The organism is Streptomyces sp. CBMA123 (assembly GCF_014596465.1).
Lineage (GTDB): Bacteria > Actinomycetota > Actinomycetes > Streptomycetales > Streptomycetaceae > Kitasatospora.
Genome location: NZ_MECK01000004.1, coordinates 1 through 12,944, shown reverse-complemented (window position 1 = coordinate 12,944; position 12,944 = coordinate 1). Strand labels below are relative to the sequence as shown.

Genomic DNA, 12,944 nt, shown 5'->3' with positions numbered 1-12,944 from the left:
CAGCAATACCCGGGCGGCCTGGCCGATTCGGCCAGGCCGCCCGAATGCGCTGACTCTCGAACTGCAGAATCAGCGGCGGCCCCGGCCAGATCGGCCGGGGCCGCCGAAACGATAAGAGTGATCCTCTCCTTACTCCGCCCGCCTGCTGCCCAAGCTTCCTGCCCTGCACAGGAAGTCGGCCAGATCGACTTCCTGTGCAGGTCTAGAGAGGATTACGGCAGATCAGGATGCCGCCGAGGCATGTGATCTTGAATGACCCCTCGGCCTCGATCGTGGCAGTGACGATCTCGGCCGCCTGACCGACGGTTTCGTGGAACGGGACACCGCATTGGTCGGCCCACGCTTCGTAGGAGGCCAGATGGGCGACGATCGGCGCGGGATCGGTGACCTCGATGATGCCGGGCAACTCCCGGACCCGAATGTCCTTGAATACCGCCTTGAGGTAACCGGGGGCCTTTTCCAGCGCGAAGCGGGAGCTGAGCGAGACCCGTTCCGGCCCCTCTGGTGTTCCGAGGATCTCGCCTGCGGCCCGGGCCCAGAGCTGGTCCAGCTCCTGCTTGTCGGTGTAGCTGTTGGTCGACGCGATGAGCACGCCGCCCGGCCGGAGGACACGGGCCAGTTCATTGAGCGTGGCCTCGATATCGCTGACGTGGTACAGCATGTGCAATGCGAGTACGGCATCGGCGCTGCCGCCGGCGAAGGGCAGGGCCTGAGCGTCCGCTACCAGGACCGGCCCCTCGACATCCGTGAGGATGCCCATCGAGATGTCCATCCCGACGAGCCGAAGGTCCGGCCGGTCTTTGCGCAGACGGCTCACGAACTTGCCGTTGCCACAGCCGACGTCGAGGACAATCCCGCTCGTACCGGCCAGCTCTCCGACGACTATCCCGGGCAAGTCGTGCTGAGGCTGCTGCCACCGGTAGATGGACTGGCGGGCGGCCAGGTGGCGTCCATCGGCATAAGCGCTGTTCGCGAGGATCGCCTTGTCGGCAACAGCAGCGTCCTGCTGTGCGGTGTTGCTCGTCACTGGGGCAGCTCCGGAGGGTTCGTGAGTGCGGGTCGAGAGCTCCAACTTCACGCCGTCGAGGTCGCCGTGGGCAAGGTGGGCGTTGGCGAAGTCCCGCCCGGCCGCCCCTTCCAGGAACCCGATTCGGCGGCGGCCCCGGCCAAAATGGCGGGGCCGCCGAAACTATGGGCTCACGTCACCCACCTCGTCCACGAACACCACCACCGCATCACCCGTGCGCCCCGGCCGAGAACGGCCGGGGCGCACGAAAAACACTCAACGGAACAGCGGCACCGAACCGAGGAAGGCAACTGCGGATGAGCGCAACCGAGTTCGAGGCGAAGATCCTCAACATCTCCCCAGAGAAGATCCGCGCGCTGCTGACCGAGGCGGGGGCCGGGCACTTGGCCGACCGACTCCAGCGCCGCTACGTCTACGACATCCCGGGCCGGCCCGGGACATGGGTCCGACTGCGCGACACCGGCACCGAGGTCACGCTGTGCGTCAAGGAGATCCGCTCCGAGGCGATCGACGGCGTGACCGAGACGGAGACGACGGTCGGCGACTTCGACACCACGAACACACTCCTCGGCAAGCTCGGATACCGACCGAAGGCGTACCAGGAGAACCGCCGGTCCTCCTGGACGCTGGGCGGTGCAGCCATCGAGATCGACGAGTGGCCGCTGATCCCCCCGTACCTGGAGATCGAGGGGGAGAACGCCGATCACGTCCACGCAACAGCGGCCTCACTCGGGTTCCCTGTCGCCAAGCTGACGAGCGAGAACACGACGAAGGTCTACCACCGGTACGGGATCGACATCGAGGCGATTCCCCGGCTCACCTTCGAGTAACGGGAGATATGACCCGACACCGGACGGTCCAGGTGGTCCGGCACATCACTTTGCCCTCGTCGCCGCTTCGGCCTTGCCGAAGCGGCGACGGATCCTTCCACAGGAAGTCGACCAGACCGACTTCCTGTGCAGAAGGTGCACGCAGGACACGGGCCCACCCGAGATTGAGCGCCCGCCCGCCCCTTCCCGGCATCGCAGAAGCAACAGCGGCGCCGACCAAGATTGTGGGGTCAATCGGTTTCGCGGCCCCGCCGGATGTTTCCGGCGGGGCCGCGAAACGGGACCTAGCGGAGGCCTGATGAGGCAGGCCGAGTCACCCTCGAAACGCGAAGGCCAACCCACCAGCTATTGCGGCCTACGGGTTCGCAGAGCGAAAGGACCGGGCCAGATCCGCAGCTGACAGCCGCCGTTCAGGATCATGAGTGAGGCCGGCAAGCACAGCGCCTTCAAAAGGCGGGAACGGCCGGGGCCGGACAGCTGCGAGCTCTCGGGGGCGGCAGGCGGCGATGTCGGCGAGGAGCTTGGACCGGCCGCCGTCCGGGTCGCGGTAGTCGGTAGGCGGGGTACGAGTCCAGGACCAGAACAGGGAGGCGGCCAGTGACCAGACGTCCGCCTCGGGGGTGGCGGTGATGTGGTCGGTGGTGTTGAGGATCAGGGTGGCGATCTCGGGGGCGGTGGTGTGGGCCAGGCCGCCGCGGTGGACGTAGAAGGGTACGGGGACGGGGCCCTGGGCGCAGGCCAGGTCGATGATTCGTACGACGTCGTCCTCGAAGACGACGTGGTCGGGCTGGAGGTCGCCGTGGGTCCAGCCGGCGGCGTGCAGGTCGGCGAGTGCTTCGGCGGCTTCGGCTGCGGCCGTCAGGATCGAGCGGCGTGTGGCTGGGGTGTCGTCGCCGCGGTGGGCGGGTTCCAGGGCGTCCCACAGGCTGGTGCCGTTGATCCACCGCATGACCAGCCATGTGCCCGGACCATAGCGGCCGTGGGCGGTGTAGTGGTCGGCTCCGAGGGCGGCTAGGACTTCACCTTCGCGGCCGGCCATCAGGCCATCGGTGATCTTCAAGGCGGTGTCGCCGACCTTGAAGAAGGTGGTGCCGCGCCGTTCGTGCAGGAGTTTCGGGTCGCCGTCGAGCCCGAGCTTCGTGATCAGAGGGTGCACAGAAGTCCTTCCGGGACGGCCATCTCCGGTGGTTGTTCTACTACGCAGCCTGCCGGAGTTCGAGGCCGGCGGCGAGTGATGGGTGTGGCCGCTGGTGGTGGGGTGCCGCGCTCGGGGCGCCTGCGCGGGGCGGTCCTCAAGGTGCCCTAGGGTGTGGGGAGTTCCCGGTGGCGGCTCGCTGCCGGGACTTCGTGCTTCCTGGGGCGGAGTGGATCATGCGATACGTGCGGTTGCTGCGGCGCGGGCCTGTGCTCCTGCTGTGGGGAGCGCAGACGGCGTCGGTGTTCGGCGACCGCCTGTACGCGATGGCCGTGATGTGGATGGCCTGGGAGCGGTCGGGGGCCGAGGCGATGGGGCTGGCGGCCGTGGCCGAGTCGCTGCCGTACATCGTGCTGGGCACGGTGGGACGCCGGATCATGGACCGGGTCGCGTCTCTGCGGGCGCTCGCGGTGGTGGACGCGGTGCGGCTGGTCCTAGTGGCCGCGCTGCCGTGGGCGTGGGCCGAGTTCGGCACGGTCGGGCTGATCGCCTCGGCCGCCCTGCTGGGCGTCGGCGGGGCTCTGTTCGACCCGAACCTCGGCGCGATGGTGCCCGACCTGGTCCGGCCCGGCGAGGTCCAGGCCGTGAGCGGGCTGATGGACCTGACCGGCCGGATCGCCCGGATCGCCGGTCCGGGGGCGGCCGGGCTGCTGCTGGCGGTGATGCCGCTGGCCGGGCTGTTCTGGGTGGACGCGGCGACGTTCGCGGTCTCGACCCTCGCCCTGGTGCTGCTGGCCGCCCGCATCCGGCCGGCCGCTGCCGCCGCGCAGGCCAGCCCGAAGGCGGCGGGGGTGCGGCCGGGCGTCTGGTCGCTGGTGCGGCCCCACCCGGACACCGGGGTGGTGCTGGCCGTGCACGGGATCGGGATCTTCGCCGGGGCGGTGTCGCTGGCGATGCCCGCCCTGCTGGCTACCCGCCTCGATGCCGGGGCCTCCGCCTACGCGGCCGTCCTGGCCTGCACCGGCGCCGGGGCCCTGGCAGGCAACCTGGTGGCCGGGAACATGCGACTGCCCGGGCCGCTGACGGCGGTGTACTGCGGGGCGTGGGCCGTATCCGGACTGGTGCTGGCAGCGACCGGGCTGGCCGGTTCGCTGCCGGTGCTGCTGGCGCTGTCCGCCCTGTCGGGGGCGGTGTCGCCGTTCCTGCAGATCGCGCTCTCCACGCACTTCGCGCTGTTCCCTCCGGCCGCCCGCAGGCGGCTGCTGACGATGGACCTGACCGTGATCCGCACCTGCGGGACGATCTCGATGCTGTTCGTCCCCGCGCTGGCCGCCAGCGGCCCGAGAACCGCGTTCCTGACCGGCGGCCTCGCGGTGGTGATGATCGGCGGGATAGGGGCCGTGCTGGTGCTGGCCTTGACGCGGGGCCGCCGTCCGCTGTCGGAGGTCGAGCCGGTGCCGCAGCTGGCGGCCCGCGACTGAGCACGGGCATGGGCCGGGCCCCGCAGTACGGGGCCCGGCCGGTGTGCCGGTGGTGCTCAGGTCAGTCGGCGATCAGCTGCCAGTGGGTGACGGTGATGTCCTCCAGCGGGATGCCGAGGTCCCTGTAGATCCGCTGGTGCATGGCGCCGAACCAGGCGTCGCGGCGGTCGTCGAAGAACGCCCGGTCGTACCAGGCGACGCCGAGCAGGACGGTACCGCCGCCGTTGGGGTTGCCGGCCTCGGCCTCCCAGTAGGTGCACTGCCAGTCCCAGAGCATCAGCTCGTCGGGGCGGCTGCGCAGGCGCTCGTCGGACTCGCGCAGGGACTGGATGCACCGCTCGGCGGTGGCCGCGTCGGGGCAGTAGTAGGTGCAGTCGGACTTGGCGATCGGGGTCTTGTCGGCGCGGCGGGCCGCGTCGGCGTCCTCCCCGGTCAGGACGCGGACCCTGGTCACCAGGTCCTCGCGGGTGGCGATCTCTTCGAGGATGGTCACGGCGTTCTGTTCCTCTCGCTGGGGTGTCGATCCCTTGGGTGGTGCTACCAGCCCGTCCCGCTGACCGGGTCGGGGCTGGGGCTCTGGGGGTCGCGGCGGCGGATGCCCCCGGGGGCGATGTAGCGGATGTTCAGACCGACGCGGGCGCCGTCGCTGGTGTTGGTGCCGGAGCGGTGCAGCAGGCGGCTGTCCATGAGCAAGGCGGTGCCCGCGCGAAGAGGCAAGGTGGCGGCCTTGTCGGAGGCGAACCCGCTGGCCTGATCGGCCCGTCCACGTGCGGCGCCGTGCTCGTCCTCCGGGGCCAACGGCAGGTAGCCGAAGTGATGGGAGCCGGGTACGGCGTGCAGGCAGCCATTGATCACGGTGGCATCGCTGATGGCCAGCCAGGCGGAGACGGACCGGTCGGGGTCCAGTTCGAGGCGAGCGTCGATGCCGTCCTGATGCCACGGGATCTCGAAGGCACGACCGGGCCACTTCACCACGAGGAAGGTGTTCTCCACCGCGACGTCCGGCCCGATGGCGCCTTGGACGGCAGCCAGCAGCTGCGAGGCGCGCACTGCCGTGCGGGCCCACTCGGCGCTCAGGTGCGGGTTACGGATGATCTCGCGCTGCTGGGCGCGGTGTTCGGCGAGGAGCTGGGCGGCGCGCGCACGGGCGGCACCGGGGGCCGACCATTCGAAGCCGGTCCGCAGCCCACGGCGGCCGAGGACGCCGTTGGTCCTGGTCATGCTGGTCACTGGATCTGATCCCTTCCTGGCAGAGCCCTGCCTAGCGAGCCGGAACAGCGGGACGGGTGCTGCCGGGGCAGTTCGGGGTCCGTTTCGGCGGTCGACCACGGCGTCCGAGCGCGTTCAGGGCGGCCCGGACCAACCGGCGCGGCCCGGCGAGGACCTGGCGCCGGGTCACCGGCTGCTCGGGAAGGGCCAGCTCCGCCCAGACCCGTTTGCCCCGCTCGGTCCGCTCGACGCCGTGGGCCAAGGCCAGGCACTCGACCAGTTCCAGCCCTCGGCCGCTCTCCGCGTCCGCAGCGGCCCGGCGGCGCCGGGGCAGCGCGGTCGAGCCGTCGTAGACCTCCACCAGGGCCCGCTGCAACCGGACACTCACGTGGACGGCGACGGTGAGCATCGGTCGGTCGGAGTGCTGCACGGCGTTGGTCACCAGCTCAGAGATGACCGTGTCCAGCGCAAGCCGCGTGTCCTCGTCGAGGAGGACACCCCAGTTGGTAATGCGGGTCCTCACCCTGTGCCGGGCGACAGGCACGGAGAGTGGATCTCTGGTCAGGAAGAAGACATGGGAATGCACGACCACGGTGGGGCACCCTTCGGCACTGGCCTGGAGAGCAGCACCGACCACCTGGGAATGGACGAGCAGGTGGGCGGCGCCGCCGATCGTGGAGCCGAAGCGACCCCGGCTTACGGGACTCTCACTCGGCCTGACAATGAGTCAACATGTGTGCGCTCCGCGTGAACACGGTAGAGACACCCCGGATGCTTGAAACCCTTGAAACCTGGCCCGGGGGGCGGCAATGGCAGCACGCGAACGGACACCCAACGGCAAGCTGGCCGCACTGGTCGATGAGTGCCGGTGGGCGAGCAACGGCGAGTTCGCCCGCGCCGTCAACCGGGCCGGCACCGAGGCCGGATACAAGCTCAAGTACGACGAGTCCGCCGTCTCGCACTGGCTCTCGGGCACCCGTCCCATGGCCAAGTACCAGAAGGTGGCCCTGGAGGCCTTGACCCGCCGCCTCGGGCGACCCGTAACGGCGTTCGAGGCGGGCTTTGCCGATGAGCCTGACGTTCAGCCCCAATCCACGGATACGGTGGCAGGACTGATCGACCTCGGGAGCATGGACATGGACCCATCGCGCAGAGGCGTACTCGGGGCGGGCCTCTACTCGGTCGCCCTCACCATCCCCGGCTGGCCGGACGTCATCGGGCGGTTCGAACGATTGAAGACCGATCCGCACAGCAGGATCGGCATGGCCGAGGTCGAGGCCGTGATCGCCATGACCGAGCGGATCAGCGAGATCGACGACCAGTTCGGCGGCCGGACCGCCCGCCCGATGGCCGCCGCGTTCATGGTCAACAACATCGCGCCGCACCTGAAAGCCACCGCCGACGACGAAGTGCGCAAAGCGATGCTGTCCGCCGCCGCCGACCACCTCTACCTGACCGGCTACATGGCCGTGGACGAGCGCCTGGATCTACTCGGCCAGGCCTACTACACCAAGGCCCTGGAGCTCGCGCTCGCCGCCGGCGACCACCTCACCTACTGCACCACCCTGCGCGGCATGAGCGTCCAGGCCGTCGAACTCGGCCACGGCACTCCTGCGTTGAGGTACGCAAACGCCGCCGCTGCCGCGTCGCCCGAGGCCGGACCGCGGATGCGCGCCTTCCTCGCCGGCCAGCAGGCCCACGCCCTCGCCCAGACCGGCGACCGTGCCGGCGCGCTCGCCAGGCTGCACGAAGCCGAAGTCGCCATGGAGCAAGCCGAGTCCAAGGCCAAGGCCCACGGCTCCTACGACCCCGCATCGCTCTCGTACCACGTCGCGCAGGTCAACCACGAACTCGGCGACCGTGAAGGCTCGATCCGCGCACTCCAGCACTCCGAGAAGGTCCGACCCACCGTGTACCGCCGAGCTCGCGTCCGCCACCGGGCGATGCTCGCCGAATGGCAGCTCGAAGTCGGCCACTTGGAGGAAGCCGTGGAGAACTGGAACCTCGCCCTGGACGACTTCCCTCACGTCCAGTCCGGCCGAGCCGACGACCGCTTCCGCGCGATGCTCTCCGCGACCCAGCCACACCGTCGGAACGCCCACGTGCGCGAACTCCTGGAACGCGCCCATCCCTTGGCGACGGGCCGCCGAGCCTGACTGGCGATTCGGCGAAGGCTTGGCACTCCGTGTAGTTGTTGTGCTACTTTCCGCATCATCAACAGAACATAGTTGACCCCGGCGGTGCTACCAACACCCCGGGGTCCGGCACAGGAGCCAACACTCCCAATGCAGATTCATCGTAGCGCCCACGCGCGCGCTTTCACCGTGCTTCCCAACGGCCTGTTGCAGGACCGTCGGCTCAGCTACACCGCCCGAGGCCTCCTCGCCGACCTCCTCTCCCGCCCCAACGGATGGCGGGAGGACGGTCGCCACATGGCGGACACCAGCCCGCAGGGGCGCGGCGCCCTCCGCCGGGCGCTCAAGGAACTCAAGGACGCCGGGTACTACCGGGTCGACACCGTCCGGATGCCCGACGGGACCCTCCGCTCCGAGGCCCATGTCTTCGACACCCCGCAGCTCGCCCCGAATGTCCCCCGTCCGGCCTCCGGTGAGCGGGACACCGGCCGCGCTGTCACCCCTCCCGTAAAGGACCCGGGAGAAGAACCCACCCTCCCGGATGAACGAACCCGCGCAGCCGTGGCCACGCTGTTCCGGGTGATTCGCCCCGAACCACGGCTGCGCCTCGGCGAGGCCGAGGCGCAGACGCTGGCCCCCCTCGTCGCCCGATGGCTCGAACGGGGCAACAGCGAAGCCGAGTTGGCCCACGCACTGCTGCCCGGACTGCCGCAACCGATGCACTCCCCGGCCGCCATCCTCCGCGACCGCCTCCAACGCAAGATGCCACCCGTCCGAGCGCCACGCCCCGAACCCGCAGAGTGCGCCAAGTGCCACGACCCCGTGCCCCGGCCCGGTATCTGCCGCCCCTGCGCAGGTCTCGGTGACGCCAGGACCCCCGCGCTCGGCACGGGCGCCGCCGCCACGCCCAGTGGCGTCGCCCGCGCCCGCGCCGCCCTGCGCGGGCACCGCCTGCTCGCCCCCGCGTGAACACGGTGCGTGTCCAAAGATCGGCACTGCGGTAACCGCGCGACACGGGCGGGCCCCGGGGAACTACGCTGTCCGCCGTGACAGAACGGCTGCCGCTCTTCCCGCTGAACACCGTGCTCTACCCGGGCCTCGTGCTGCCCCTGAACGTCTTCGAGGAGCGCTACCGCCGTCTCGTCGCCGATCTGCTCGAACAGTCCGAGGACGAGCCGCGCCGCTTCGGCGTGCTCGCCATCAAGGACGGCCGCGAGGTCTCCCCGGTGCGCCCCGGGGAGGGCCCGGCCGGCCCGCTCGACGGTCTGGGCACCGTCACCGGGGACCCGCTGGAGGCGGTGTACCACGTCGGCTGCGTCGCCGACCTCTCCTCCGCCCAGGCCCAGCCCGACGGCCGCTACGAGCTGCTGGTCACCGGCACCACCCGGTTCCGGCTGCGCTCGGTGGACGTCACCGGCCCGTACCTGACCGGCGAGGTCGAGCCGATCGAGGAGAGCCCCGGCGAGGGCTCCGGCGCGCTCGGCGCCGAGGTCGAACGGGCCTTCCGGGTCTACCAGAAGCGCCTGGCCGGCGCCCGCGAGGCCAGCACCCACGGCCGCCAGGAACTCCCCGACGACCCCCAGGTGCTCTCCTACCTGGTCGCCGCCGCCTCGGTGTTCGAGACCGCGGTCAAGCAGCAGCTGCTCGCCTGCCCCGACACCGCCCAGCGGCTGCGCACCGAACTCGACCTGCTGCGCCGCGAGAGCGCCGTCCTCAGCTGGCTGCCCTCGCTGCCCGCGGTCGACCTCACCCGCCAGTCCTTCAGCCCCAACTGAGTCGAGGCACTCCCCCCATGGCCAGGAAGCCGAAGAAGGGCGGCCAGGGCACCCCCGCCACCGTCGCCCTGGAGACCGCCGCCGTCCCCTTCACCGTCCACGCCTACGCGCACGACCCGGCCGCCGCCTCCTACGGCGGCGAGGCCGCCGAGGCTCTGGGCGTGGCCGCCGAGCGCGTCTTCAAGACCCTGGTCGCCGACGTGGACGGCGCCCTCACCGTCGGCGTGGTCCCGGTGGCCGGCCAGCTCGACCTCAAGGCCCTGGCGGCGGCCGTCGGCGGCAAGCGTGCCGCCATGGCCGACCCGGCCGCCGCCGAGCGCAGCAGCGGCTACGTCCGCGGCGGCATCTCCCCGCTGGGCCAGCGCCGCCCGCTGCGCACCGTGATCGACGCCAGCGCCCTCACCCACCCGACCATCTACGTGTCGGCGGGCCGCCGCGGCCTCGAAGTGGAACTGGCCCCCGCCGACCTCGTCGCCCTCACCCGCGCCCACACCGCCCCCATCGCCCGCTGAGGACGGCTGAGGACGGCTGAGGTCGGCTGAGGCCACCCGTACAGACGGAATCCCCGCGCCCCGAGCGGGGCGCGGGGAACCACGCGGGGCGGAAGGCCCCGGCCTGTACCCGGCCGCCGACCTCCCGACCCGCTCACGCAAACTCAGCCCTGCGGCCGGTCCTCCGTGGTCGGCACCACAGGAGCCGCGTCCACCGGAGCCTGCCCCGCCGGGTCCCCGTACGTCCCCGCCGGCACCCCCCAGTACGGCGGCGGGTCCTCCTCCCGCTTCCCGAACGCCGCCGACAGCGCCAGCAGCACCACCATCGCCGTCATCGGCCACACCAGCAGCGCCCCCAGCGCGCCGAGGTCGATGCTCGCGTCGAAGTGCCCGCCGTTGCCGACCCGCCGGGCCTCGGCGATCAGGTTGTCGCTCGGCCCGAGCCAGCGGCCGAGCTTCCAGGCCCCGTACGAGCCGAACAGTCCGCCGATCGCCAGCCCGAGCGCGACCGAGATCCCGCCGCCGCGCTTGCGGGTCACCAGGAAGGCGCCGAGCGCGGTGAGGATCCCGGCGCCCAGTCCGATCAGCACGAAGACCGCGTCGGCGCCGGCCCGCTGCTCGCCCTCGGGGTCCACGTAGAGGATCCGGTCCCCGTCCACGACCAGCGGCACCTTGGGCGCCAGCCAGGCCCAGAGCGCGGCCATCACCAGTCCGACCAGCAGGCACGCGAGCACGACCCCGGAGCCGATCCGCAGCTCGGCCGGCACCTCGCGCCCGCCGGTGGACGGCGCCGCCGGCAGACCGGCGGGCGGCTCCTCGGCGGAGACCGGCGGCGGTGCGAACGGGTCGGGTACGGTTCCCGGCTCGGCCGGCACGTCGGCGCGGGCGGGTTCCGGAGGTGTGTTCGGTACGGTCACAGGCCCCATCGTTTCACGACCGCCGTGCGAGCGGCCCCACCGCCCGGGCCGGACGGCGGCCGGAGAGGGCTACCGTGCGACGGCCCGCCGGTACGCCCAGGTGGCCAGGGCCAGCGACACCACGCCCACCGCCGCGCAGACCCCGAGGTCGGCGAGCACCATCCCCCAGTCCGGGTCGGGCGCGAAGGTCCGGGCGAAGGCCTCCACCCCGTACGTCGAGGGCAGCAGGTCGCGCAGCCACAGCACCGGCTGCGGCAGGTGGTCCACCGGCAGCACGCCGAGCAGCAGCGCCGCCGACATGCCGAGCTGCCCGAGCATGGTCGCGATCTCCTGCCGCGGCGCGAGCAGCCCGCAGGCCGCGCCGAGCCCGGAGAGGGCGGCCCCGGCGAGCGGCACGACGGCCAGCAGCACCCACAGCTGGCCGAGCGGCAGTCCGAACATCACCGCGCCGATGCCGGCCGTGACGAGCGTCCCGGGCAGGGTGAAGGAGGCGTACGCGGCGGCGGCGCCGAGCACCACGGAGGCGGCCGGCACCGGCAGCGTCGCGTAGTGGTCGAGGCCGCCGGTGGCCCGCAGCTTCCCGAAGTACTGGGCCAGCAGGTTGAGGGCGACGAAGGCCACCACCAGCACGCTGGACCCGGCGACCACCGAGCGGGCCGCCGAGGTCTGCCCGGCGTCCACGACGCCCCGCATCATCACCAGGATGCCGACGGACTGGAAGGTCGCCACGAACAGCAGCGGGATCCGGGCCACCTTCGCCCGGGTGAGCTGCGCCCGGTACACCGCGGCCAGCGCGGGCAGCAGCCGGGCGGCCGGGGCGAGCGGGGCGGTGGCCGTGGGCCGGCGGGTCTGCGGGGGCACCGAGAGCAGCGTCACTTGGCCAGTCCTCCGTGGCGGCCGCCCAGCTTGAGGTAGGCGTCCTCAAGGCTGGGGGTGGCGAGGGTGAAGTCGTCGAGGGCGGCGAAGGCCGGGCCGGTGGTGACGGCGGCGACCAGCTCGCGGGCCTGCTCGGGGGTGGTGCGGACGGTCCAGCGGCGCCCGGTGCGTTCGGCCCGCTCGGCCAGTTCGGCGACGGCGGGCACGCCGATCGGCGCCTCGTCCCGCCAGACCAGGTCGAGCCGGACGTCGCCGTCGACCAGCGCCTTGAGCCCGCCGGGCGTGTCGCAGGCGATCACCCGGCCCTCGTCGACCACGGCGACCCGGTCGAGCACGGTCTCCGCCTCGATCACGTTGTGGGTCACCAGCAGCACCGTCGTGCCGTGTTCGGCCCGCCGCCGGTCGACGGCCGACCAGACGGCCCGCCGGGCGACGGGGTCCATGCCGGTGGTGGGCTCGTCCAGGACGAGCAGCGGCCGCTCCCCCACCAGGGTGGCCGCGAAGCAGGCGAGCCGCCGCTGCCCGCCGGAGAGCTTGGCGAGCGGCCGCGCCGCGATCGGTTCCAGCCCGAGTTCGGTGAGGACGTCCGCGGCCGCGGCACGGGCCCCGGAACGCGAGAGCCCGCGCAGCCGTCCGGTGGTCTCGGCGGCGAGGGCGACGGTCAGCTCGTCCAGCGCGGTGGACTCCTGCCCGAGGTAGCCGAGCAGCCGGGCGGCCCGTTCCGGGTGGCGCACGATGTCGTGCCCGAGCAGTTCGACCGTCCCGGAGTCCGGACGCAGCAGCCCGGTGAGCTGGCGGACGAGGGTGGACTTCCCGGCGCCGTTGGGCCCGAGCAGCCCGAAGACCTCGCCCTGCCGGACAGTCAGGCTGATCCCGTCGTTGGCCCGGATCTCGGTGGCTGCGGCGCCGCGCCCGGTGCGGTAGGTCCTGACCAGGTCGCGTACGGCGACGCACGGCGGGGTGTCCTGGGGTGCTCGCCCGGCCGTCTCTTCCACGACCGGAGACTTTACGCGCTCACACGGGCGAACCGGACAACGGGGCCCGCTCGCCGCAACCCGCCGAAGACAG

The 12,944-nt window shown here is 71.9% G+C and carries 14 protein-coding genes; 6 read left to right on the top strand and 8 right to left on the bottom strand.

From position 1 onward, the window contains the following. Positions 1–202: 202 nt before the first annotated feature. A complete protein-coding gene (locus BG452_RS02095) occupies positions 203–1,027 on the bottom strand; it encodes a class I SAM-dependent methyltransferase (RefSeq protein WP_188302387.1) in 825 nt (274 codons plus the stop codon). A 296-nt stretch (positions 1,028–1,323) separates the two neighbouring features. Here BG452_RS02095 and BG452_RS02090 point away from each other — a divergent pair, with 296 nt between their 5' ends. After that, positions 1,324–1,857 carry a class IV adenylate cyclase gene (locus tag BG452_RS02090; RefSeq protein WP_188302386.1) on the top strand — a complete coding sequence of 178 codons (534 nt, stop codon included), beginning with the start codon at positions 1,324–1,326 and terminating at the stop codon, positions 1,855–1,857. Between the two features lie 355 nt (positions 1,858–2,212). Here the strand turns inward: BG452_RS02090 and BG452_RS02085 are convergent, their stop codons facing one another. Beyond that, the gene (locus BG452_RS02085; protein WP_188302385.1) at positions 2,213–3,013 is read right to left on the bottom strand and encodes a protein kinase domain-containing protein; all 801 of its coding nucleotides are present in this window, start codon (positions 3,011–3,013) and stop codon (positions 2,213–2,215) included. A gap of 215 nt (positions 3,014–3,228) precedes the next feature. Between BG452_RS02085 and BG452_RS02080 the strand changes: the two genes are divergently transcribed. Continuing rightward, the gene (locus BG452_RS02080) at positions 3,229–4,473 is read left to right on the top strand and encodes an MFS transporter (RefSeq protein ID WP_188302384.1); all 1,245 of its coding nucleotides are present in this window, start codon (positions 3,229–3,231) and stop codon (positions 4,471–4,473) included. A gap of 61 nt (positions 4,474–4,534) precedes the next feature. On the opposite strand, the gene BG452_RS02075 is transcribed toward BG452_RS02080, so the two are convergent. Genes BG452_RS02075 through BG452_RS02065 form a run of 3 tightly spaced genes read right to left on the bottom strand, consistent with a single transcriptional unit; the run spans position 4,535 to position 6,205 of the window. Next, a complete protein-coding gene (locus BG452_RS02075; RefSeq protein WP_317620863.1) occupies positions 4,535–4,966 on the bottom strand; it encodes a hypothetical protein in 432 nt (143 codons plus the stop codon). A 44-nt stretch (positions 4,967–5,010) separates the two neighbouring features. Beyond that, on the bottom strand, positions 5,011–5,694 hold the full coding sequence (locus BG452_RS02070; RefSeq protein WP_188302383.1) for a phytanoyl-CoA dioxygenase family protein: 684 nt from the start codon (positions 5,692–5,694) through the stop codon (positions 5,011–5,013). Positions 5,695–5,734: 40 nt separating this feature from the next. Continuing rightward, positions 5,735–6,205, bottom strand: a complete 471-nt coding sequence (locus BG452_RS02065; RefSeq protein ID WP_411292871.1) for an ATP-binding protein — start codon at positions 6,203–6,205, stop codon at positions 5,735–5,737. A gap of 286 nt (positions 6,206–6,491) precedes the next feature. Here BG452_RS02065 and BG452_RS02060 point away from each other — a divergent pair, with 286 nt between their 5' ends. The 4 genes from BG452_RS02060 (at position 6,492) to ybaK (ending at position 10,104) form a co-directional block, all read left to right on the top strand. Further along, on the top strand, positions 6,492–7,838 hold the full coding sequence (locus BG452_RS02060; protein ID WP_188302381.1) for a tetratricopeptide repeat protein: 1,347 nt from the start codon (positions 6,492–6,494) through the stop codon (positions 7,836–7,838). 129 nt (positions 7,839–7,967) lie between these two features. Next, positions 7,968–8,786: a hypothetical protein gene (locus BG452_RS02055; RefSeq protein ID WP_188302380.1), complete on the top strand. Its 819-nt coding sequence runs from the start codon at positions 7,968–7,970 to the stop codon at positions 8,784–8,786. A 77-nt stretch (positions 8,787–8,863) separates the two neighbouring features. Then, positions 8,864–9,592, top strand: coding sequence for an LON peptidase substrate-binding domain-containing protein (locus tag BG452_RS02050; protein ID WP_317620862.1), 729 nt, complete (start codon positions 8,864–8,866; stop codon positions 9,590–9,592). 17 nt (positions 9,593–9,609) lie between these two features. Beyond that, a complete protein-coding gene (gene ybaK, locus BG452_RS02045; RefSeq protein ID WP_188302379.1) occupies positions 9,610–10,104 on the top strand; it encodes a Cys-tRNA(Pro) deacylase in 495 nt (164 codons plus the stop codon). A gap of 143 nt (positions 10,105–10,247) precedes the next feature. Here the strand turns inward: ybaK and BG452_RS02040 are convergent, their stop codons facing one another. The 3 genes from BG452_RS02040 to BG452_RS02030 all read right to left on the bottom strand — a co-directional run bounded on the left by BG452_RS02040 (position 10,248) and on the right by BG452_RS02030 (position 12,871). Beyond that, positions 10,248–11,000, bottom strand: coding sequence for a hypothetical protein (locus BG452_RS02040; protein WP_188302378.1), 753 nt, complete (start codon positions 10,998–11,000; stop codon positions 10,248–10,250). 69 nt (positions 11,001–11,069) lie between these two features. Next, positions 11,070–11,876 carry an ABC transporter permease gene (locus BG452_RS02035; protein WP_188302377.1) on the bottom strand — a complete coding sequence of 269 codons (807 nt, stop codon included), beginning with the start codon at positions 11,874–11,876 and terminating at the stop codon, positions 11,070–11,072. After that, the gene (locus tag BG452_RS02030) at positions 11,873–12,871 is read right to left on the bottom strand and encodes an ABC transporter ATP-binding protein (RefSeq protein WP_188302376.1); all 999 of its coding nucleotides are present in this window, start codon (positions 12,869–12,871) and stop codon (positions 11,873–11,875) included. Before BG452_RS02030 ends, BG452_RS02035 begins: the two co-directional genes overlap by 4 nt. Positions 12,872–12,944 lie beyond the last annotated feature (73 nt).

Bases quoted from the DNA above. Each gene is read 5' to 3' on its own strand.
- BG452_RS02090 (WP_188302386.1), top strand. From the start codon at position 1,324: ATGAGCGCAACCGAGTTCGAGGCGAAGATCCTCAACATCTCCCCAGAG.
- BG452_RS02080 (WP_188302384.1), top strand. From the start codon at position 3,229: ATGCGATACGTGCGGTTGCTGCGGCGCGGGCCTGTGCTCCTGCTGTGG.
- BG452_RS02070 (WP_188302383.1), bottom strand. From the start codon at position 5,694: ATGACCAGGACCAACGGCGTCCTCGGCCGCCGTGGGCTGCGGACCGGC.
- BG452_RS02060 (WP_188302381.1), top strand. From the start codon at position 6,492: ATGGCAGCACGCGAACGGACACCCAACGGCAAGCTGGCCGCACTGGTC.
- BG452_RS02055 (WP_188302380.1), top strand. From the start codon at position 7,968: ATGCAGATTCATCGTAGCGCCCACGCGCGCGCTTTCACCGTGCTTCCC.
- ybaK (WP_188302379.1), top strand. From the start codon at position 9,610: ATGGCCAGGAAGCCGAAGAAGGGCGGCCAGGGCACCCCCGCCACCGTC.